General features: G+C 66.3%; 18 protein-coding genes. 7 read left to right on the top strand and 11 right to left on the bottom strand.

Translation table 11 applies throughout. The features are described from left to right. The 4 genes from AB3X43_RS14890 to AB3X43_RS14875 form a co-directional block, all read right to left on the bottom strand. A partial coding sequence (locus AB3X43_RS14890) for a Calx-beta domain-containing protein (protein WP_369430646.1) occupies window positions 1-3,572 on the bottom strand: 3,572 nt, incomplete at its 3' end. A 209-nt stretch (window positions 3,573-3,781) separates the two neighbouring features. Continuing rightward, window positions 3,782-5,218 carry an HlyD family type I secretion periplasmic adaptor subunit gene (locus tag AB3X43_RS14885; protein WP_369430645.1) on the bottom strand — a complete coding sequence of 479 codons (1,437 nt, stop codon included), beginning with the start codon at window positions 5,216-5,218 and terminating at the stop codon, window positions 3,782-3,784. Then, window positions 5,215-7,401, bottom strand: coding sequence for a type I secretion system permease/ATPase (locus AB3X43_RS14880; protein WP_473965133.1), 2,187 nt, complete (start codon window positions 7,399-7,401; stop codon window positions 5,215-5,217). Before AB3X43_RS14880 ends, AB3X43_RS14885 begins: the two co-directional genes overlap by 4 nt. 80 nt (window positions 7,402-7,481) lie before the next feature. After that, window positions 7,482-8,027 carry an NUDIX hydrolase gene (locus AB3X43_RS14875; protein ID WP_369430647.1) on the bottom strand — a complete coding sequence of 182 codons (546 nt, stop codon included), beginning with the start codon at window positions 8,025-8,027 and terminating at the stop codon, window positions 7,482-7,484. Between the two features lie 73 nt (window positions 8,028-8,100). On the opposite strand from AB3X43_RS14875, the gene maiA reads away from it, so the two are divergent. Both maiA and pgeF read left to right on the top strand, forming a co-directional pair. Then, a complete protein-coding gene (gene maiA / locus AB3X43_RS14870) occupies window positions 8,101-8,742 on the top strand; it encodes a maleylacetoacetate isomerase (protein WP_369430643.1) in 642 nt (213 codons plus the stop codon). After that, window positions 8,735-9,520 (top strand): peptidoglycan editing factor PgeF, encoded by a 786-nt coding sequence (pgeF, locus tag AB3X43_RS14865; RefSeq protein WP_369430642.1) that lies wholly within the window; start codon window positions 8,735-8,737, stop codon window positions 9,518-9,520. Before maiA ends, pgeF begins: the two co-directional genes overlap by 8 nt. A gap of 16 nt (window positions 9,521-9,536) precedes the next feature. Here the strand turns inward: pgeF and AB3X43_RS14860 are convergent, their stop codons facing one another. Continuing rightward, on the bottom strand, window positions 9,537-9,791 hold the full coding sequence (locus AB3X43_RS14860; RefSeq protein ID WP_369430641.1) for a hypothetical protein: 255 nt from the start codon (window positions 9,789-9,791) through the stop codon (window positions 9,537-9,539). A gap of 103 nt (window positions 9,792-9,894) precedes the next feature. On the opposite strand from AB3X43_RS14860, the gene phaC reads away from it, so the two are divergent. The 3 genes from phaC (at window position 9,895) to phbB (ending at window position 13,645) form a co-directional block, all read left to right on the top strand. Beyond that, on the top strand, window positions 9,895-11,562 hold the full coding sequence (gene phaC / locus AB3X43_RS14855; RefSeq protein ID WP_369430640.1) for a class I poly(R)-hydroxyalkanoic acid synthase: 1,668 nt from the start codon (window positions 9,895-9,897) through the stop codon (window positions 11,560-11,562). Window positions 11,563-11,648: 86 nt separating this feature from the next. Continuing rightward, the gene (locus AB3X43_RS14850; protein WP_369430639.1) at window positions 11,649-12,827 is read left to right on the top strand and encodes an acetyl-CoA C-acetyltransferase; all 1,179 of its coding nucleotides are present in this window, start codon (window positions 11,649-11,651) and stop codon (window positions 12,825-12,827) included. Window positions 12,828-12,907: 80 nt separating this feature from the next. Further along, window positions 12,908-13,645, top strand: a complete 738-nt coding sequence (gene phbB / locus AB3X43_RS14845) for an acetoacetyl-CoA reductase (RefSeq protein ID WP_369430638.1) — start codon at window positions 12,908-12,910, stop codon at window positions 13,643-13,645. A 62-nt stretch (window positions 13,646-13,707) separates the two neighbouring features. On the opposite strand, the gene AB3X43_RS14840 is transcribed toward phbB, so the two are convergent. Both AB3X43_RS14840 and lexA read right to left on the bottom strand, forming a co-directional pair. Further along, on the bottom strand, window positions 13,708-13,962 hold the full coding sequence (locus AB3X43_RS14840; RefSeq protein WP_369430637.1) for a hypothetical protein: 255 nt from the start codon (window positions 13,960-13,962) through the stop codon (window positions 13,708-13,710). Window positions 13,963-14,256: 294 nt separating this feature from the next. Continuing rightward, a complete protein-coding gene (gene lexA / locus AB3X43_RS14835; RefSeq protein WP_473965132.1) occupies window positions 14,257-14,997 on the bottom strand; it encodes a transcriptional repressor LexA in 741 nt (246 codons plus the stop codon). A gap of 33 nt (window positions 14,998-15,030) precedes the next feature. Here lexA and AB3X43_RS14830 point away from each other — a divergent pair, with 33 nt between their 5' ends. Further along, window positions 15,031-16,005 (top strand): asparaginase, encoded by a 975-nt coding sequence (locus tag AB3X43_RS14830; RefSeq protein WP_369430635.1) that lies wholly within the window; start codon window positions 15,031-15,033, stop codon window positions 16,003-16,005. A gap of 29 nt (window positions 16,006-16,034) precedes the next feature. On the opposite strand, the gene AB3X43_RS14825 is transcribed toward AB3X43_RS14830, so the two are convergent. The 3 genes from AB3X43_RS14825 to AB3X43_RS14815 all read right to left on the bottom strand — a co-directional run bounded on the left by AB3X43_RS14825 (window position 16,035) and on the right by AB3X43_RS14815 (window position 17,986). Beyond that, a complete protein-coding gene (locus AB3X43_RS14825) occupies window positions 16,035-16,460 on the bottom strand; it encodes an organic hydroperoxide resistance protein (protein ID WP_369430634.1) in 426 nt (141 codons plus the stop codon). 19 nt (window positions 16,461-16,479) lie between these two features. Beyond that, complete coding sequence (locus tag AB3X43_RS14820) at window positions 16,480-16,974, bottom strand: MarR family winged helix-turn-helix transcriptional regulator (protein WP_369430633.1); 495 nt, start codon at window positions 16,972-16,974, stop codon at window positions 16,480-16,482. A gap of 85 nt (window positions 16,975-17,059) precedes the next feature. Further along, window positions 17,060-17,986 carry a DMT family transporter gene (locus AB3X43_RS14815; protein ID WP_369430632.1) on the bottom strand — a complete coding sequence of 309 codons (927 nt, stop codon included), beginning with the start codon at window positions 17,984-17,986 and terminating at the stop codon, window positions 17,060-17,062. A gap of 88 nt (window positions 17,987-18,074) precedes the next feature. Between AB3X43_RS14815 and AB3X43_RS14810 the strand changes: the two genes are divergently transcribed. Then, window positions 18,075-19,682 (top strand): glycosyltransferase family 39 protein, encoded by a 1,608-nt coding sequence (locus AB3X43_RS14810; protein WP_369430631.1) that lies wholly within the window; start codon window positions 18,075-18,077, stop codon window positions 19,680-19,682. On the opposite strand, the gene AB3X43_RS14805 is transcribed toward AB3X43_RS14810, so the two are convergent. After that, on the bottom strand, window positions 19,594-20,396 hold an 803-nt coding region (locus AB3X43_RS14805; protein ID WP_369430630.1), incomplete at its 5' end, for a ChbG/HpnK family deacetylase. The genes AB3X43_RS14810 and AB3X43_RS14805 overlap by 89 nt on opposite strands.

Genomic DNA, 20,396 nt, shown 5'->3' with positions numbered 1-20,396 from the left:
GTGCCGTCCGCGCTGGCGTAGTCCACCGTGACGGGCATCTTGGCGGCATTGGTGAGCGTCACCGTGAAGGTGGCGGTGCCGGCGCCCTCGTTGACGGTGACGTCGTTGATGGCCACGGCCGGTGTGTCGTTGTCCGGCGTGACGCCGGGCGGGACGGTGCCGGTGCCGTCGTCCATGATGGTGCCGATGCCGATGTTGTCCTTGGTCGTGTCCACGCCGGCCCCGGCCAGTGTGACCTTGGCATTGGTCGGATCGGTCAGCACGATCTGGAACGTCTCGGCGCCTTCGTAGACGGTGTCGTTGTGCAGCGGGACGTCGATGGTTTTGGTCAGCTCACCCGGGGCGAAGGTGAGCGTGCCCAGCACGGCGTCGTAGTCGAAGCCGGCCTCGGCCGTGCCATTGACGCTGCTGTACTTGACGGTGACGGGCAGGTCCGACGGGTTCGACAGCGTGACCGTGAACGTGGCGTGCGCCGAAGCCTCGTTGACCAGGACGTCGTTGATGGTGACGACCGGTCGGTCATCGTCCGGCGTGACGCCAGGCGGGACCGTGCCTGTGCCGTCATCCTTGATCGTTCCCAGACCGACCGGGTCGGTGATCAGTGCGTTGCTGCTGGGGTTGGCCAGGTTGACGGTGAAGGTCTCGGTACCTTCGTAGACGGTGTCGTTGAGGATGGGGACCACGATCGACTTGGTGGTCTCGCCCGGTGCGAAGCTCACGGTGCCGGTGACGGCGCTGTAGTCCTGACCGGCCTTGGCGGTGCCATCGGCGGTGGCGTAGTCGATGGTGACCGGCGTGGTGGCCGTGCCGGCCAGTGTCACGGTGAAGGTGGCCGTGCCGGCGCCTTCGTTGACGGTCACGTCGTTGATCGTCGCGTGCGGGCGGTCGTCGGTGGGCGTGACACCGGGCGGCACGGTGCCGGTGCCGTCGTCCTTGATGGTGCCAAGGCCCTGGTTGTCGACGATGAACGCGTTGGTGCTCGGGGCACTCAGGTTCATCTTGAAGGTCTCGGGACCTTCGAAGACCGTGTCGTCGGTGATCGGGACGCTGATGGTCTTGGTGAGTTCACCCGGGGCGAAGGTCAGCGTGCCGTTGACGGCGGTGTAGTCGCTGCCGGCATGGGCCGTGCCGTCTTCGCTGGCGAAGTGCACGGTCACCGGAGCGGTGGCCGCACTGGTCATCGTCACCGTGAAGGTGGCGGTGCCCGTGCCTTCGTTGACGGTGATGTCGTTGATGAGCAGGCCGGGCACCTCGAGGAGCGTGGCCGTGCCGGTGGCGCTCGGGTTGGTCGTGCCGCCCACTGGCGCGACCGTCGTGGCGTGGAGCGTGAAGGTTTCGTTGGGGTCGTCGATGGTGTCGGCCACCACCGGGGTGCGCACCAGCACGCCGATTTGGCCGGGCGCGAAGGTGGCGGTGGTGGCATCGGTCCAGGTGGTGCCGCCGTCGGTGGAGACCTGCAGGTTGCCGGCGCCTGTGGTGCCGTAGTCGACGCCGCCGCCCTTGGCTGTGCCATCCGCCAGCGCGAGCGAGACGGTGGTGGCCGCGCTGGAGGCGTTGGTGAGCGTGACGTTGAAGACCGCGAAGCCGGCGCTTTCCGGCACGCTCAGGCTGCTGACGGCCAGGGTCGGTGTGTCGTTGCTGGCGCCGGTGTCCTTGTTGATCTCGTCGGCGATCAGCGTGGTCACGCTGGCGCTGGTGGCGAGCACCGTGGCGTTGGTGGGCGCACTCAGGGCAACGACGAAATCTTCCTTTCCTTCGAAGATGTTGTCGTTGGTGATGGGCACCAGGATGGTCTTGGTGGTTTCGCCCGGGGCGAATGTCAGCACCTGGTCGACTGCAACGTAGTCACTGCCGGCCTTGGCGATGCCATCGGCGGTCTTGACCTGCACGGTGATCGGTTCGCTGGCGGTGCCGGACAGATGGACGGTGTAGGTGGCATTGCCCACGGTCTCGGCCACTTCCGCCGGCCCGGTGATCGAGACCTTGACCGCGTCATTCGGGTCCGGACTGATGGTGCCCGTGCCTGTGGTGGGTGCGGTGTCGGCGGGGACCTTGGCGTCGAGGGTGATGGTCTCGGCGGGCTCCTGGACCGTGTCGTTCACCGTCGGGATGCGCACGATGACGGTGTCGATGCCTGGCGGCACGGTGACCGAGGTGCCCGTGAGCGGTGTGAAGGTCTTGCCGCCATCGACCGAGACCAGCGGTGGTTCGGTGTCGACGCCCAGCGTGGCGGTGCCGGACTTCGGCAACACGTCGAGCACGATGGGCTGCGTGGACGGATGGGTCAGCGTGACGGTGAAGTCGAGTGGCTGGCCTTCTGCTGCGGTCGGGTTGGTGATGCTGGCGACGTGCGGCGTGTCATCGTCGGTGCCGCCGGTGCCCGTGCCGTTGTCCAGGATGGTGCCCTGGCCGGTCGGAGTGAGGCCGGCGTTGACGGGGTCGCTCAGCTGGAGGACGAAGGTCTCGGGACCTTCGTACAGGCTGTCGTTGATGATCGGAACCGCGACGGTCTTGGTCGTCTCGCCCGGCGCGAAGGTGAGCACCCCCGCCACCGGGGTGTAGTCGAGGCCACCGGTCGCCGTTCCGTCCGCCGTGGTGTAGTGCACCGTGACGGTGTCCTTGGACGGCTCGGACAACGTGATCGTGAACGTTGCCTGCCCGGCGCCTTCATTGACGGCGACCGGGGTGATCGGCTTGAAGAACGGCAGCGTGTCGCCGTTGTCGATGATGGTGGCCGTGCCGGTCGGCTGCGTGGTGGTGACGTCACCGCTGACGACGGTGGCGGTCAGCGTGAAGGTCTCGTCCGGTTCCCGGATGTTGTCGTCGTGGATCGGTGTGCGCACCAGCACGGCGGTGGTGCCCGCCGGAATCGTCACGCTGGTGGCATTGACCCATGTCTGGCCGTTGTCGAGCGAGACCTGCAGATTGTCTGGCCCTGTCGAACCATAGTCGACCCCGGCGCCATTGGCGGTGCCGTCGGCCAATGTCAGGTTGACCGTGGTGGGCGTCGCTGACGCCTGGGTGAGCTGGACCGTGAAAACGGCGTGTCCTGCGCCTTCGTCGACGGTCGGCTGGTTCACGCTCAGGCCGGGCAGGCCGGATGCCACGCCCAACACGTTGGCCGTGACGCCCGGTGGCACATACGGATCACCGGAAATGGTGCTGAAGTCGAAACCGTTCGGGCTGACGACCTCGATGACGCGTGTTGCGCGTTCGCTGTCGCTGAGCGAGCCCGGTTCGCCTCCGGTCAGGCCGATGCCCGTTGGCTCCAGGCCATCGCGGTCTGGCGGAACGCGGGCCAGGCGGTCGCCATCGACCTCCAGCTGCACGATGCCGTTCTGCGAGGTCAGGATCACATAGCCCTTGTGGACCACCTCGCCCACGTGCAGTTCGCGCACGGTGCCGTCCGGCGTGCGCACGACCGCCTCGCCCCAGATGCCCACGACCATGCCTTCCGGCAAGCGCGCCGGCACATAGGTCGGGTCCAGTGTCAGGCGCTGCAGACTCTGCAGCAGTCCGGCCTTGCCGGTGAGCAGGGCTGATTTCAGGGTCGTGGCTTTGGTTGCGGCCATGGAGTTCTTTCAATTCGACGGAGGCGACCTCGCCAGAATAGACCAAACCCGGTTTCGCTAACGCTGCGAATACGCCGGAAAACGTGATTTGATGCACTTGAGCGAGCGATCATCCAAGGATAGCGAGGCCGAGGGTGGTCCCGCCTCCTGACCAAGAAAAAGCCCCTCGGATGAGGGGCTCGCGGAGGGTCGGCGGGACACGGCTCGTGTCAGCGTTCACGCATGGCGTAGGCCTTGGCCTTGAGCACCGGCTTGAGCAGGTAGGACAGCACGGTTTTCTTGCCGGTCAGAATGTCCACCTCGGCGGTCATGCCAGGGATGATGGGCTGGCTCTCGCTGAAGCGTGGCTGCGCGGTGCGGACCTTGACGATGTAGAAGGCGTTGCCTTTCTCGTCGACCTGGGTGTCGGGGCTGATGTTCTCGACCTTGGCCTCCAGGCCTCCATAGATCGAAAAGTCGTAGGCCGTGAACTTGACGGTGGCGATCTGGTTCGGATGCAGGAAGGCGATGTCCTTCGGCTGCACCTTGGCTTCCAGCACCAAGGCATCATCGACCGGCACGATCTCGACGATGTCCTTGCCCGGCTGCACCACGCCGCCCACCGTGTTGGCCAGCAGGCGCTGCACGCGGCCGCGCACGGGCGACTTGACGCTGGACTTGTCCACCTTGTCCACCAGCGCCGCGGCTCCCTGGTTCATGGCATTGAGCTTGCCGAGCACCTCGGAGAGATCGCGCCGAGCCTCATTGCGGAAGGTCAGCTCCGTCTCCTGCGCCTTGCGGCGAGACTCGCCGATGGCCGCCTGTGCGCGGCTCATGTTGGCCGCGGCCTGCTCCATCTCGCCGCGGTAGCGGCTGATATCGCGTTCCAGGCGCAGTATCTCGACTTCGGACACGGCACCCGTGGCCAGCAGTGGCTTGGTGCGGCGCAGTTCGTTCTGGGAAATGTCGATGGAGCGCTGGGAGGACGAACGCCGTGCCAGGGCCTCCGAGACTTCCTGCTGACGCTGGGCACCCTGCTGCTGCACGACCGACAGCATCGACTGCAGTTCGGACATGCGCGACAGGTAGAGGTTGCGCTCCTCGGCGATGATCCGATCCTCGTCGGGGCCGCCATTGCCGGCGGGAGGTTTGAAGGCGCCGCCTTCCGCCAGGGCTTTCAGCCGCGCTTCCTTGACCTTGAGCGCGAACACGTTGGCGGCACTCTCGTTGACGCCCGAGGTGGCACGGGTCTCGTCCACCTTCAGCAGCAGCTGGCCCGCTTCGACCTCCTGGCCTTCCTTGACCAGGATCTCGGACACCACGCCGCCATCGAGCGACTGCACCACCTGCAGCTGGCGAGACGGAATCACGCGGCCATCGCCCTTGGTCACTTCGTCGATCTCGGCGAAGCCGGCCCAGGCAATCAACAGCACCACGATCACGACCGCAGTGCGCACGATGCGCTGCGCACGGGCTGTCTTCCGGGTGGACATGATGTCTTCGGCTTCGTGCTCGAAGTCGCGCAGACCCTGGGGGCCGGCGCCATCGGCGACGGTCTTGCCGAACAGGCTGCGGGCGAGGGCGCCCAGGCGGCCGGACCCGTGGCCGGTGGTGTCCGGGCCGGTGGCGGCGGCATCCTGCCGTGCGTTGGGGGTGTTGGTGCTCATGCGGCTCTCGCGATGCGGCCCGCTTGCAGGGCTTCCAGAATGCGGTCACGCGGACCATCGGCGACGATCTTGCCCTGGTCGACCACGATGACGCGGTCCACCAGCGCCAGCATCGACGTGCGGTGCGTGACCAGGACGACCGTCTTGCCCTGGGCGAATTCGGTGACCTTGCGGGTGACCAGTGCTTCGGTGGAGAAGTCCATGGCGCTGGTCGGCTCGTCCAGCAGCAGCAGTGGCGCGTTGTGCAGCACCGCGCGTGCGAGCCCGACGCTCTGGCGCTGGCCGCCCGAGAGCAGCTCGCCGCGCTCACCCACTGGCATGTCGAAGCCCCGCGGGTGGCGATTGACGAACTCGGTCATGCACGCGGTCTCGGCAGCGGCCAGTACCGCGGTTTCATCCGCATAGGGCAGGCCCATCGTGATGTTCTCGCGCAGGGAGCCGTAGAACAGTGTCACGTCCTGCGAGACGTAACCGAGGTTGCGGCGCACGTCGGCGGGGTCGAGCTGGCGCAGGTCGATGCCGTCGAGCAGCACCGCGCCCGAGGTCGGCTGGTACAGGCCGAGCATCAGCTTCTGCAGCGTCGTCTTGCCCGAGCCGACACGGCCGATCAACGCGACACGCTCTCCTTGCTGGATGCGGAAACTGATGCCATCCAGCACCGGGTCATCGCGTCCGGGATAGGCGAACTTGATGTCGCGGAACTCGATGTCTCCCTTCAGTTCGCGCCGGTGCAGGAAGTTCTGGCCTGCTTCGCGCTCGACCGGATTGGCCATCACCTTGTTGAGTGACTCCAGCGCGGTGCGTGCACCCTGGTACTGCATCAGCAGGCCGACGATCTGGCCGGCGGGGGCCAGCGCCCGTGAACTCAACGTGGTGCAGGCGATCAGCGCACCCATCGTCAATTCGTGCTGCGAGATCAGGTAGACGCCGATCAGCACGATGCTCAGGTTGACGACCTGGGCCAGCCAGTTGGTGCCATAGCTGGCGGTGCTGGACAGTGCGCGCATGCGCACATTGGTCTGTGCGAGGAACTGGTTGGCGCGTTCCCAGCGGGCCTGGATGACGCTTTCGGCAGCCTGGGTCTTGATGGTCTCGATGCCGGTCAGCGCCTCGACCAGCGTGGCATTGCGCTGGGCGCTGGCCTGGTAGGTGGACTGGGACAACTCGTGCAGCCGCTGCTGCAGCACGTAGCCGATGACCAGGATCAGCACGAAGGCCAGCAGCACCGGCAGCACCATCCACGGCGAGATCCACGCCATCACGCCGAGGAAGATCAGCGCGAAGGGCAGGTCGATCAGCGCCGTCACGGTGCTGGAGGCGATGAAGTCGCGCACCGACTCGAAGCCGCGGAGGTTCGAGGCGAACGAACCGACCGACTGCGGCCGGTGTTCCAGCCGCATGCCCAGCACCCGCTCCATCAGCACCGAGGACAGCTGCACGTCGATGCGTGCGCTGGCCTCGTCGACGAAGTGGCTGCGCAGCTTGCGCATGTAGAAGTCCGCCAGCAGCACCAGCATCAGCCCGAGCGCCAGCACCCAGAGCGTCTCGATCGCATGGTTGGGCACCACGCGGTCATAGACGTTCATCGTGAAGATCGGGAAGGCCAGCGCGAACAGGTTGATCAGGAAGGCAGCCCACAGCACATCCCGGTAGACCAGCCGCTGGCTCGCGATGGCGCTCCAGAACCAGTGGCCTTTGGTGGTGGCGCGGACCTCGGGGGTGCGCTCGTCGAAGCGGAAATGCGGCCGCACATACAGCACCACGCCGCTGTAGCGCCGCGCCAGGTCCTTGCGTGCCATGACGACCGCGCCCTGGCCGGTCTCGGGCATCAGCACGCGGGCGTCACCTTCTGCTGTCCAGCCCAGCAGCACGCAGGCATCGTTGCCACGCAGGATGAGAACAGCGGGCAGCGTGGCCGCGTCGATGCGGTTGGGCTTGATGCGCTGCAGCTTGCTGAACATGCCCGCGCGCTGGGCAGCGCGCTCGGCCAGACCCAGCGTCAGACGGCCCTCCTGCAGCGGCAGCCCCGCCGACAGCGAGGCGCGCGAGGCATTCACGCCGTGCAGGCGGCAGACTTCGAGCAGGCAGTCCAGCAGCGGGTCTGGGTTGAGCAGATCCTCGCGCAGGCGCTCCGTGGCCGCATCGCGGGCGGCAGGTGCCGGTCTGGCGAGGGCGGCCGCCACGGAGGCAGGCGCCGGCTGAGGCGCTCCGGGGGCGCCGGGTCGAGGCAGTGTCATGGTGTGGTCGGTAGACGCTGAAGGGTTCAGCCGATATCGGTGCAATGCAGGCCGAATTGACCGCGTGCGCGGTCCTCGAAATAGCGTTCCAGCGTCACCCGCACGGTGCGGAACGCCAGATCGTGCCAGGGGATGTCCTGCTGGCGGAACAGGCGGGCCTCGATGGTTTCCGGGCCCGGATCGAACACCGTGTCCAGCAGCGCGGCACGGTAGAACACATGCACCTGTCCGACCTTGACGACGTTGAGGATCGAGAACAGGCCCTCCAGCGCGATGTGCGCGCCGGCCTCCTCGACGGTTTCGCGGAGTGCGCCTTCCGCGAGGGTTTCACCCAGTTCCATGAAGCCGGCGGGCAGGGTCCAGAAGCCATGCCGAGGCTCGATGTTGCGGCGGCACAGCAAGACCTGATCCTCCCAGTAGGGCACGGTTCCCACCACGTTGAGTGGGTTTTCGTAGTGGATCGTGGCACAGGTCGTGCAGGTGGCACGTTCTCGATTGTCGTCGGCGGGGATCTGGTAGAGGACCTGAGATCCGCACTCTCGGCAGTGCTTGATACGTCGCGGCAGTAGCATTCCGGCAGTGTATCGCCATGCTTCGCATGGCATGATCTGAAACAACCGCACGAACAAAGAGGAACCGTCCACCATGGAGCTTTATAGCTATTTCCGTTCGTCTGCCTCGTTTCGGGTGCGCATCGCGCTGGCATTGAAGTCCCTGCCTTACGACTACAAGGCGGTCCATCTGGTGCGCAACGAGCAAGCCAGTCCGGCGTTTGCAGCCGTGTCGCCGCAGCGTCTGGTGCCCCTGCTGCAGGACGGCCAAGCCACCCTCACACAGTCGATGGCCATCATCGAATACCTGGATGAGGTCTACCCCGAGCCGCCACTGATGCCGGCCGACCCATTCGGCCGCGCGCGGGTGCGCGCTCTCGCGCAGGACATCGCCTGCGAGATCCACCCGCTCGACAACCTGCGCGTGCTGCGCTATCTGGTCAAGGAGCTTGGTGCCAGCGAAGACGCGAAGAACGCCTGGTACCGGCACTGGGTCGAAGTCGGGCTGGAGGTGGTGGAGCGGCAGTTGTCCGGCCACCCGGCCACGGGCCGGTTCTGCCATGGCGACATGCCGACGATGGCCGACTGCCTGCTGGTGCCGCAGATCTTCAATGCCCAGCGGTTCGACTGCCGCCTGGACCAGGTTCCCACGGTCATGCGCATCTTCGAGACCTGCATGCAGATGCCGGCTTTCCAGGCGGCGCAACCCTCGGCGTGTCCGGATGCCGATGCCTGAGCGCCTCGATGGTCGCGTGCCTGCCGACTGGTGGCGGCCGCCGTTCTCCCACCCCCGCATCGGTGCCGTGATGACGACACGCTCGGGCGGTGTCAGCCAGCCTCCGTTCGATGCCTTCAACCTGCGGGCTGGCCTGGGCGATGACCCCGCCGCGGTGCAGACCAACCGGGCATTGCTGCAGGAGATCATCGGCCGGCCGACGCGGCTCCTGTCGCAGGTGCATGGCGTGGCGGTGCACCTGCTGGAGTCGGTGGCCGAGCCGCCCGCGACGCCCCCGGTGGCAGATGCGGTCGTGACCGCTTCGTCGGCTGTGGCCTGCGAAATACAGGTGGCCGATTGCCTGCCGGTGCTGTTCGCGCATGTCGGCGGGCGGGCCGTGGGGGCGGCGCATGCGGGCTGGCGCGGTCTGGCCGGAGGCGTGCTGGAGGCCACGCTGGCACGTGTCTGCGCACTGGCCGATGCGTCGGCGGGCGAGATCGAATGCTGGCTCGGCCCATGCATCGGGCCGACGCGGTTCGAGGTCGGCGCCGATGTGCTGCTGGCGTTCGGTGTGTCGCCCGAGCGACCTGGTGCGTGCTTCCATGCCAGCCAACCGGACAAGTGGCTGGCCGATCTGCCTGCACTCGCCCGCCAACGGCTGGCCGTGGCGGGTGTTCAACGGATGCATGGCAACAACGGTGCTCCTGACTGGTGCACGCTCAGCCATCCGCAGCGCTACTTCTCCTACCGGCACGCGCCGCGCACCGGACGCATGGCGGCACTGGTCTGGCTGCGTTGAACGACCGATAGAACCATCAGCCTGGGGGCTTCATGTCAGGCGCAGCATCGGGCTGGGCTTCGGCTGTCCGGGCCATTTCCTCGGCCTGCTCGACCTGACGTGCCTTGCGGCGCACGGGCGTTCCCATCAGGTACAGCACCAGCGCGAGTGGTCCGATGCCGTACAGCAGCAGTGTGAATACGGCGCCAAGTATGGTTCCGTGGGGATTCGTGGCTTCAGCCAGCGCCATCATCAACGTGACATAAAGCCACGCAATTGCGACCAAGTACATGGGGATTTTCCGTTATCTGTTGCAACGCAGTTAGCAAGGTGGCTGTATGGATGCGGCGTGCATAATGCCTTCGAATGCAGCATCCATGCACCGGAGGAGATGAATGAACCCGTTTGGCAAGCCCCTGTTCAACGCACCCGAGCTGGGTCAGGACGTCGCCGGTCTGTTCAAGACCCTTTCGCAATTGCAGATCCCGCCGGCCGAACTGGCGCGCATCCAGGGTGACTATCTGCGCAGCGCCAGCGAACTGTGGAACAGCAGCCTGGGTGCTGGCGGCAAGGTGACGTTGCCCAAGGACCGCCGGTTCTCCGCCCCGGAATGGAGCGACAACCCGCTGGCCGGATTCGCTGCGGCCACCTATCTGCTCAACGCGCGCACCCTGATGGCGCTGTCCGAAGTGGTGCAGGGGGATGAGAAAACCCGCGCCCGCATCCGCTTCGCCGTGCAGCAGTGGGTCGATGCGTCCGCGCCGTCCAACTACCTCGCGCTCAATCCCGAGGCGTTGAAGAAGGCCGTCGACACCAAGGGTGAAAGCCTGACGCAGGGCATGAACCACCTGCTGGGTGATCTGAAGCAGGGCCATGTGTCGCAGACCGACGAATCGCTGTTCGAGGTGGGCCGCAATGTGGCCACCACCGAAGGCGCCGTGGTGTTCGAGAACGAGCTGTTCCAGCTCATCGAATACAAGCCGCTGACGGCGCAGGTCTACGACAAGCCGATGCTGTTCGTGCCACCGTGCATCAACAAGTTCTACATCCTCGACCTGCAGCCGGACAACTCGGTCATTCGCTACACCGTCGAACAAGGCCACCGCCTGTTCGTCGTGAGCTGGCGCAATCCGACCGACGACATGGCGGCCACGACGTGGGACGACTACATCGAGAAGGCCGTCCTGAAGGCGATCAGCGTCACGCAGGAGATCACCGGTGCCAAGACGCTGGACATGCTGGGTTTCTGTGTGGGCGGCACGATCCTGTCCACCGCGCTGGCCGTGCTGGCGGCCCGTGGCGAGCATCCTGCCGCGAGTCTGACGCTGCTGACCACGCTGCTCGACTTCAGCAGCACCGGCATCCTCGATATCTTCGTCGACGAAGGCTCCGTGCGCCTGCGCGAGATGACGATCGGGCCGGACGCGCCACAAGGTCCCGGCATGCTCAAAGGCAAGGAGCTGGCGAGCACCTTCAGCTTCCTGCGTCCGAACGATCTGGTCTGGAACTACGTCGTCGGCAACTACCTGAAGGGTGAGACGCCGCCGCCGTTCGACCTGTTGTACTGGAACTCCGACAGCACCAACCTGCCCGGCGCGATGTATTGCTGGTACCTGCGCCACACCTATCTGCAAGACCAGTTGAAGGTGCCGGGTGCGCTGACGGTCTGTGGCGAACAGGTGGATCTCGGGGCGATCAAGGCACCCGTCTACCTGTATGCGTCGCGTGAAGACCACATCGTGCCGTGGGACTCGGCCTTCCTGAGCACCCGCCTCTTCAAGAGCCCGTATCGCTTCGTGCTGGGCGCATCCGGCCACATCGCCGGCGTCGTCAATCCGCCTGCCAAGAAGAAGCGCAACTACTGGATCAACGAAGTCGCTGCCGAATCGGCCGATGCGTGGCTGGATACCGCCACCAGCCACCCGGGAAGCTGGTGGACCGACTGGTCGGAATGGCTGGCCAAGCATGCTGGCAAGAAGAAGGCGGCGCCCAAGTCGTTCGGCAGCCGCCAGTACAAGGCGATCGAGCCGGCCCCGGGCCGTTACGTGAAAGCAAAAGTCTGATTGTCAGTTTGGCGACAGTCTGGGATAGAGTGATGATGTCCTCGGGTACTTGATTAGACTTCTGTTTTTTGCATTTGGAGAATTCCATGACTGAGATCGTGATCGTTGCCGCCGCACGCACTGCCGTGGGCAAATTTGGCGGTAGCCTGGCCAAGACCCCTGCGCCGGAACTCGGCGCCACCGTGGTGCGTGCGCTGCTGCAGCGCTCGGGCCTGTCCGGCGAGCAGATCGGCGAGCTGATCTTCGGCCAAGTGCTGACGGCCGGCTCCGGCCAGAACCCGGCGCGCCAGACCGTCATCAAGTCGGGCCTGCCGCAAGGCGTGCCGGCCATGACCATCAACAAGGTCTGCGGCTCCGGCCTGAAGGCCGTGATGCTGGGTGCCCAGGCCATCCGTGATGGCGACAGCGAGATCGTCATCGCCGGTGGTCAGGAAAACATGAGCATGAGCCCGCACGTGCTGGCCGGCTCGCGCGAAGGTCAGCGCATGGGCGACTGGAAGATGGTCGATTCGATGATCGTCGACGGCCTGTGGGATGTGTACAACCAGTACCACATGGGCACGACGGCCGAGAACATCGCCAAGAAGTACGGCGTGACCCGCGAGATGCAGGACGCACTGGCGCTGGCCTCGCAGCAGAAGGCCGCTGCAGCGCAGGAGGCCGGTCGCTTCAAGGACGAGATTGCCGCCGTGTCGATTCCGCAGCGCAAGGGCGACCCGGTCGTCTTCGACAGCGATGAGTTCATCAACCGCAGGTCCACTGCCGAGGCACTGGCTGGCTTGCGCCCGGCCTTCGACAAGGCGGGCAGCGTCACGGCCGGCAATGCTTCGGGTCTGAACGACGGTGCTGCGGGCGTCGTGCTGATGTCGGCGGCCAAGGCAGCCGCCCTCGGGCTGACACCGCTGGCCCGCATCGCCAGCTACGCCAGCGCTGGTCTGGATCCCGCCTACATGGGCATGGGTCCTGTGCCTGCTGCGCGCAAGGCGCTGCAGCGTGCCGGCTGGTCGCCTGCCGATCTGGATCTGCTGGAGATCAATGAAGCCTTCGCCGCACAAGCCTGCGCGGTGCACCAGGAAATGGGCTGGGACACCAGCAAGGTCAACGTCAACGGTGGCGCCATCGCCATCGGTCACCCGATCGGCGCGTCCGGCTGCCGGATCCTCGTCACGCTGCTGCATGAAATGCAGCGACGCGACGCGAAGAAGGGCATTGCCTCGCTGTGCATCGGTGGTGGCATGGGCGTGGCGCTCACGGTCGAGCGCTGAGTTTTCAGAGTTGGCAGGGGCCGAACTCGGGCCTGAAGCCTGCCCATCGGGGGCGGGCTCGAATCAGTAGGAGAGACAACATGACTCAGAAAGTTGCTTACGTCACGGGTGGCATGGGTGGCATTGGAACCGCGATCTGCCGTCGTCTGCACAAGGAGGGGTTCAAGGTCATCGCTGGTTGCGGTCCGACCCGCGATGCACAGAAGTGGCTGGACGAGCAGGCTGCAGCCGGCTACACCTTCTACGCTTCGGTGGGCAATGTCGCGAGCTGGGACTCGACTGTCGAAGCCTTCGAGCGCGCCAAGGCCGAGCACGGCATCATTGACGTGCTGGTCAACAACGCAGGCATCACCAAGGACCGCATGTTCCTGAAGATGACCCGCGACGACTGGGACGCGGTCATCGACACCAATCTGAACAGCATGTTCAACGTCACCAAGCAAGTGGTGGCCGACATGGTGGCCAAGGGCTGGGGCCGCATCATCCAGATCAGCTCGGTCAATGGCGAGAAGGGCCAGTCGGGGCAGACCAACTACTCGGCCGCCAAGGCTGGCATGCACGGCTTCACGATGGCCCTGGCCCAGGAAATGGCCAGCAAGGGTGTCACGGTCAACACCGTCAGCCCCGGCTACATCGGCACCGACATGGTTCGCGCGATCAAGCCTGAAGTGCTGGAAAAGATCGTCGCCACCATCCCGGTGAAGCGCCTGGGCACGCCGGAAGAAATCGGCTCCATCGTCGCCTGGCTGGCGGGCGAAGATTCTGGCTTCACGACCGGTGCGGACTTCAGCTGCAACGGCGGTCTGCACATGGGCTGATCGGTGTACGGCCGGTTGCTGGCCGGTTCACCGATTCGAAAAACCGGGCTTGCCCGGTTTTTTCATTGCACAGCGATCAGCGCGTCCAGCGCTGCGCAGACTTCGCGCATGCTGCCGCTGATGCGCACGCGCTGATGGTCCTGCGGATCGATCCGCAGGTGGACACCGTCCTGCTCGGACGACCGCGGGGCCATGGCCAGTGCGGCTTTCATGTCCGCAGAGGGCGCCAGTGCCTGCAGGTCCTCCAGCACGATGTCGATGGCCGCAGGCGCGACAGGACCGGAGCGGCCGAGTGTTGGCTGTGGCGGCGGGCTCATGAACAGCACCATTCCGCTGCCAGGGCGGGTGGTCGCACCTGGGCGCCGGATGGACATCTCGCGCGAGGGGGGCAGTGTTGTGCGCAGGACGTGTCCGGGGATCGGTTCGTGCCGTGTTGCACGTCGCTGAAGCAACTGGGCAAACAGTGGATGCATGGATGACCTCCAAGAGGTCGGCAGATCTGGCACATGTCCAGAGCTATCGACCAGCGATGAGATGACTTGATCGCGCAATGGCCTGCACAGGTCTTTGACCAAAGCGATACCTCTCCTGACCGGGCCTGAACGGCCCGTTCAACTCAGCAGCGTGTTCCGGATCAGGCCGACGGCCAGCCCTTCCAGACTGAAATCGGCGCTGCCTGCGGGCACTTGGATCGTCTGGAAATCAGGGTTCTCGGGGATCAGTTCAACGCCGAATGCCGTGCGCCTGAACCGCTTGACCGTCACGTCGTCGCCCAGGCGGGCCACGACGATCTGGCCGTTCTTGGCGTCGCTGGTCTTCTGGACCGCGAGCAGATCACCGTCGAGGATGCCGGCGTCCCGCATGCTCATGCCACGAACCTTGAGCAGGTAGTCCGGCTTGCGGGCGAACAGGTAGGACTCGACCGCGAAGGTGCGTTCGATGTGCTCCTGCGCCAGAATCGGACTGCCTGCCGCGACCCGGCCCACCAGCGGCAGACTCAGCGACAGCCGTTCGGCCTGACCTGCATCGACCGGCATCTCGTCGAGGACGCGCATCCGGGACGCATTGAGGCGGCGCAATGTGTCAGACTTGATGCGGATGCCTCGCGAGGTGCCGCTGACCAGATCGATGACGCCCTTGCGTGCCAGGGCTTTGAGGTGCTCTTCGGCAGCGTTCGGCGAGCGGAATCCCAGTTCGGACGCGATCTCGGCGCGTGTCGGTGGAGAGCCGGAGCGTTCGATCGTGCGCTGAATCAGCTCCAGGATCTGCTGCTGTCGGCTGGTGAGCTTGGGGCTGTCGTCCACGGGTTCCTCGCTAGGTGGTGACGTTGACTGCGTAGACTGAGAAAACATCCAGTACCTGTATTTTTATACAGCCATTTGCAAATGACAAGTACAGATTCGAATCCGAACCTCCGGCCACGGCGCATCGTGGTGCTGGGCACTGGTGGAACCATCGCCGGCAAGGCTGCAAGCGCCAACGACAACGTGGGTTACACGGCCGGTCAGGTTGCAGTGGTGCAGCTGCTGGATGCCGTGCCGTCGCTGCGCTGTCGCAGCGAAGAAGGCTGGTCGATCGAGTCGGAGCAGGTCGCCCAGATCGACAGCAAGGACATGAGCCATGCCGTCTGGCGGCGACTCGCCGAGCGGGTGCAGATCCACCTGGATCGCCCCGAGGTGGACGGGATTGTCGTCACCCATGGCACCGACACGCTGGAGGAGACGGCCTACCTGCTGCAGCGGGTGCTGGCGCCGACCAAACCCGTGGTGCTGACCGCGGCGATGCGCCCGGCCAGTGCGAGCCAGCCTGACGGTCCGCAGAATCTGGCGGATGCGGTCACGGTTGCCGGTGTGGCCGGTGCGCAGGGGGTGGTTGCTGTGCTGGCTGGCAAGGTCTGGCTGGGTGATGAAGTGCGCAAGGTGCATCCGTATCGACCGGATGCCTTCGATGCGGGTGATGCCGGGCCGCTCGGGCATGTCGAGGAAGGCCGCGTGCGGCGGCTGCGCGATTGGCCCGCTGGCACGCCGCTTGGCCTGCAGGTCCTCGCCGCAGACATCTGGCCGGAAGTGCAGATCGTGGTGAGCCACGCCGGTGCCGATGGCCGGGTGGTGGACCTGCTCATGGAGGCTGGTGTGCAGGGACTGGTTGTCGCGGCCACTGGCAATGGCACCGTGCACCAAGAGCTTCAGGCGGCATTGCTGCGGGCGCAGTCCGCTGGTGTGGCGGTCGTGCGGGCCTTGCGCGGTGGCTCCGGCTGCATCGTGCCGACCGGGCACGACCTGGTGCCCGATGCCGGTGCGCTCACCGCAGCGCAGGCCCGCGTCGAGATCCTGCTCCGGTTGCTGTCACGCCGCGCGTGAACCTGTGCGCCGGGCAGGTCCCGGTTCGCTCAGACCACGTTCAGCGTGACGTCGATGTTGCCGCGTGTGGCATTCGAGTACGGGCAGACGATGTGTGCAGCCTGGACGATGGCGTCGGCAGTGTCGCGGGCGACACCCGGGATGCTGACATTGAGCGTCACCTGGATGCCGAAGCCGGTCGGAATCGGGCCGATGCCGACTTCCGAGGCGATCGAGGTGGTTGCGGGCAGGGCAATCTTCTTCTGGCCGGCGACGAACTTCATCGCGCCGAGGAAGCACGCGGCATAGCCGGCAGCGAACAGCTGTTCGGGGTTGGTGCCGGTACCGTCGTCGCCGCCCAGACCCTTCGGCACGGACAGCTTGACACTCAGGCGGCTGTCATCGCTGGCGGCGCCGCCGTCACGGCCTCCGGTGGCGGTGGCGCGGGCGGTGTAGAGCACTTTGTCGAGGGACATGGTGAATCCTTTCAGGGGTTCAGGTCGGGGTGGGAGAACTGGAGGATGCGATTGCCAGGCCTTCCGCCTGGGCGAGTGTCCGGCGCAGGCGGTGCAATTCGCCGGTGAGGGCGCCGATCTCGTCGAGCGAGCAGCCGACGGCAGACGCCATCCGGGTCGGGATTGCCTGGGCCTGCTGGCGCAGCGCGATGCCGGCCTCGGTGAGCCGGACCTGGACACGCCGTTCATCTTCGCTGCTGCGCTGACGGCGCAGCAGGCCCGCGGCTTCGAGGCGCTTGAGCAGTGGCGTGAGTGTGCCGGAGTCGAGCGACAGCGCCTCGCCAAGGTCGCCGACGCTGCGGCTGTCACGCTGCCACATCGCCAGCATCACCAGGTATTGCGGATAGGTCAGTCCGAGCGGCTCCAGCAGCGGCCGGTAGCGCTTGGTCATCGCCAGCGAGGCCGCGTACAGCGCGAAGCACAACTGCCGGTCGAGGGCGAGCCAGTCGGGGCTGGAGCTGGTGTCCGTGTTCATGGTGTGTGCATTTTAATTGTGTGCAATACAATTGCTCGTGGTGTGGAATTGAGGCACTGCCTGTAGATCCGACGCCAGAACCTGCTCAGCGTGTTGGCGATTCGGGCCAGGTGGCCAGGGTCACGCCGAGCATGGCCAGCGCGAACGCCTCGGTTTGCGCCGTGCTGAATGACTCACCCAGCAGCAGAACGCCTACCGCGGCGGCCGACATCGGCAGCATCACCGTGAACACCCCCGCCCGTGCCGCGGGCACATGGCGCAGGCCGGTCATCCACAGCCACACCGTCACCACGCTCGCGGCCAGTGCATAGAACAGCAGCAGCGCCCAGGTCGGCAGTGCAACGGCCGTGAAATCGAACGACCGGGCCTGCCACAGGCCCAGCGGAGTGACCAGCGCCAGGCCCCACAGGTTGACCAGTGCGCTGATGCGGCGCGGGCCGATGCGGCCGGACAGCTTCTTGCCGATCACGACGTAGCTGGCTTCGCAGACTACTGCGCCCACCAGCAGCAGATTGCCGGGCAGCGTGCTGGCCGCTCCAGGTGCCTCTGCGACGCCACGCCGACTCCACGACACCAGTGCAATGCCCGCCACGGCACAGGCGATGCCGGCCAGCACGCGTCCCGTGAGTCGCTCCCCCAGGAAGACCCGTGACAGCAGTGCCACCACGCCTGGCAGTGCCGCCATGATCACGCCGGCGGCGAGGGCGGTGCTCATGGCCACGCCATACAGCATGCAGATCGAGAACAGGAAGTTGCCGAGAAAGCTCTCGAAGAAGAGCAGCACGCGTTCGTGGTGCGAAAGCGGCGCTTCGCTGGCCGGGCGGCGAACCCAGCCGGCCATGGCCACTGCGGCGATGCCGAAGCGCAACCAGGCCAGCAGGAAGATCGGAAAGACGGTGACCAGCAGTTTGGACAGCCCGACGTAGCTGCCAACCAACGCCATGCTTCCCGCCAGGCAGGTGTAGGACCAGCGCAGCGCCGAGGTCGGGAAGTTTTCGGTAGGAGATGCCATGTGGATCAAGCACAATCCTGGGTTTTGGGCGTGCCTATTTGTGAAGCAGAGTAGCCGTGGTGCCGTTGTCGAAATGATGAGCAGTCGTGTGGATGGTACCCGGGTGGGTGGTCTGGCCGTCGGCGCCGGTCGGCAGCCCATTCCCTGGCTCCCGGACGGTGGGCTGCCATTGGCATGGTCGGGCCGCTGGCTGGCCCATCCGCCGCTGCTGGCTGCGGTGCTGGTGTTCGCCTGGGTGCTGGTTGCCTGGTTGACCAACACGGCGCAGTACGGAGACCACTTCGAGCAGTTGTCCTGGGCGCAGTCGATGGAGTGGGGCTACCACAAGCACCCGCCGCTGCCGAGCTGGATGCTGGCGGTCGCGATCCGTGTGGGTGGCTTGCATGCTTGGTGGCCGTCCGCACTTGCCGGAGGCTGCATCGCATTGAATCTGGTGTTGACCTGGCGCATCGCTTGCTGGCTGATCGGCGAGGACCGTGCGGGGCTGGCCGTGCTGTTTGCCGGGCTGCAGCAGGGTTTCATGGGCAAGGCACAGCTGTTCAACCACAACTCGGTGCTGGTGGTATGCGTGTCGGCGGTCGTGCTGCTGGCGCTGCGGGCGACGCAGCTGGAAGCGGCACGTCCAGCGCGGCGGCAGACGGGCCGCTGGGTGCTGGTGGGCGTGATGGCCGGACTGGCGATGCTGTCGAAGTACCAGGCGGCGCTGCCGCTGATCGGTGTGGTGGTGGCGATGTGGCGCACGGGTGCACTGGCGCGTCCCGCGAATCGCCAGGGGCTCGCACTGGCAGTGGCGCTCGCGCTGCTGATGCTGGCGCCGCATGTGGCCTGGGTGGCCACGCATGGCTGGAGCACGGTCGCCTATGCGACGCAATCGGGTGTGTCCCAGTCTGCCGGCGAGCGTCTGGCCGGGGTGACCAAGTTTCTGGTGATCCAGCTGAGAGTGCTGTCACCGGCGCTGCTGATGCTGGCGCTGGTGGCCGGCTGGTCCGGCCGGCGCAGCATGGGCACCGCGGTTCCGTGCACGGCGCCGGTGGCCCGTGAGGGGCGTCCGACGCCGCAGTGGGTCTGGCTGACCAGCCTGCTCGGTGTGCCGGTGGCTGGTGTGCTGGTGGCGGCGCTGATGGGGGGACTGCGCCTGCAGGACCACTGGGGGATTCAGACCTTCCAGTTCATGGGCCTCGTGGCGGCCGCGCTCTGGCCCCGGCGGGTGCAGCCGGAGTGGCGCCGCTGGGTGACGGTGGCGCTGGTGCTGCATGGTGTGTTTGCACTGGCCTACACTGCGCCGCGCTGGACCGATCTGGCGCGCTCGCCCAGAACCCGCGTCGATGAGTTCTACCCGGCCCGTGCCATGGCCGATGCCATGCGCGCGCAGTGGGTGGCCGCCGTGCCAGCAGGCTGTGCGCTGCGCTATGTGCGCGGACCGGGTTTCGAAGCCGGCATCATCGGCCTCTACACGCCAGAGCATCCCGCGGTGGTCGATGACAACCTGCTGCACACACCATGGCTGCAACTGGCGGATTTCGCCGAGGCGGGACACCTCGCCGTCCGTCTCGGTTCGCCGCCGGAACTGGACGAGTGGTCATCCGGCCCGGTGTTGCGGGGGGTGTTCAGTTTCGACGTTCCGACTCAGCGGAACGAACCGCACCAGACGCTCCACTGGATGATCGTTCCGCCAGCACGCTGCGCAGCGCCGTGATCTGCACCTCTGCCTGGGCGAGATCGTCCGGCAGGGCGTCGGATTGCCAGACGGACCATTCGATCTGCCGTGCCGTGCCGATGACATCGGCGGCGGGTGCATGGCTGGCCGGGTGGCACATCAGCAGATCGCCGTCCTGCGCCATGGCGAACCAGCGCCGCAGCAGGGCCCGGTAACCCGCAGCGTCGGTGTCGAAGCCGTAGACGCCGAGCAAGTGGCCGTTGGACTGCCAGCCGCGCCGAGCGGCACCGCGCTGCAGTTCTGCGGCGCCCAGCCAGGAGATGACGTGGGCCTTGCGCTGCAGCGGCAGGTCGGCGCTGGCCGGCGCCCGGCTGGCCCGGAGCCACGGCCGGAGCGCCGTGTCCGGGTAGCGCGCTTCGAGCGCGTCCAGCAGCACGCTGCGGACCTGCGCCAGCTGGTGCACATGCTGGTGGCCGTCCACATGGTCCGGTGCCGCGCCCCAGCCGGCCTCGAACAGGTCCAGTTGCTGGTCGATCCGGCGCCGCAGTGCGCGTGCGTCGAACAGATGCAAACCGGCCTTCAGGATCACACGCTGCAGCGGCTCGCCCGCAACCCCAGGCAGCGCTTCGGTCAGATTCAGATGCAGGCCAACGTCGACTGGGTGGGTTCCGGCCGCCTCGCGCAGGGCGGCCGCACTGGCGGGCCAGGTCGGTCCGCCGCTCATCACGCTGACGGCGCTGATGCGGCCGGCGC

The sequence above is a fragment of the Sphaerotilus sp. genome, assembly GCF_041083715.1.
Classification (GTDB): Bacteria; Pseudomonadota; Gammaproteobacteria; order Burkholderiales; family Burkholderiaceae_C; genus Sphaerotilus.
This window is presented reverse-complemented; position numbering and strand designations above follow the sequence as displayed.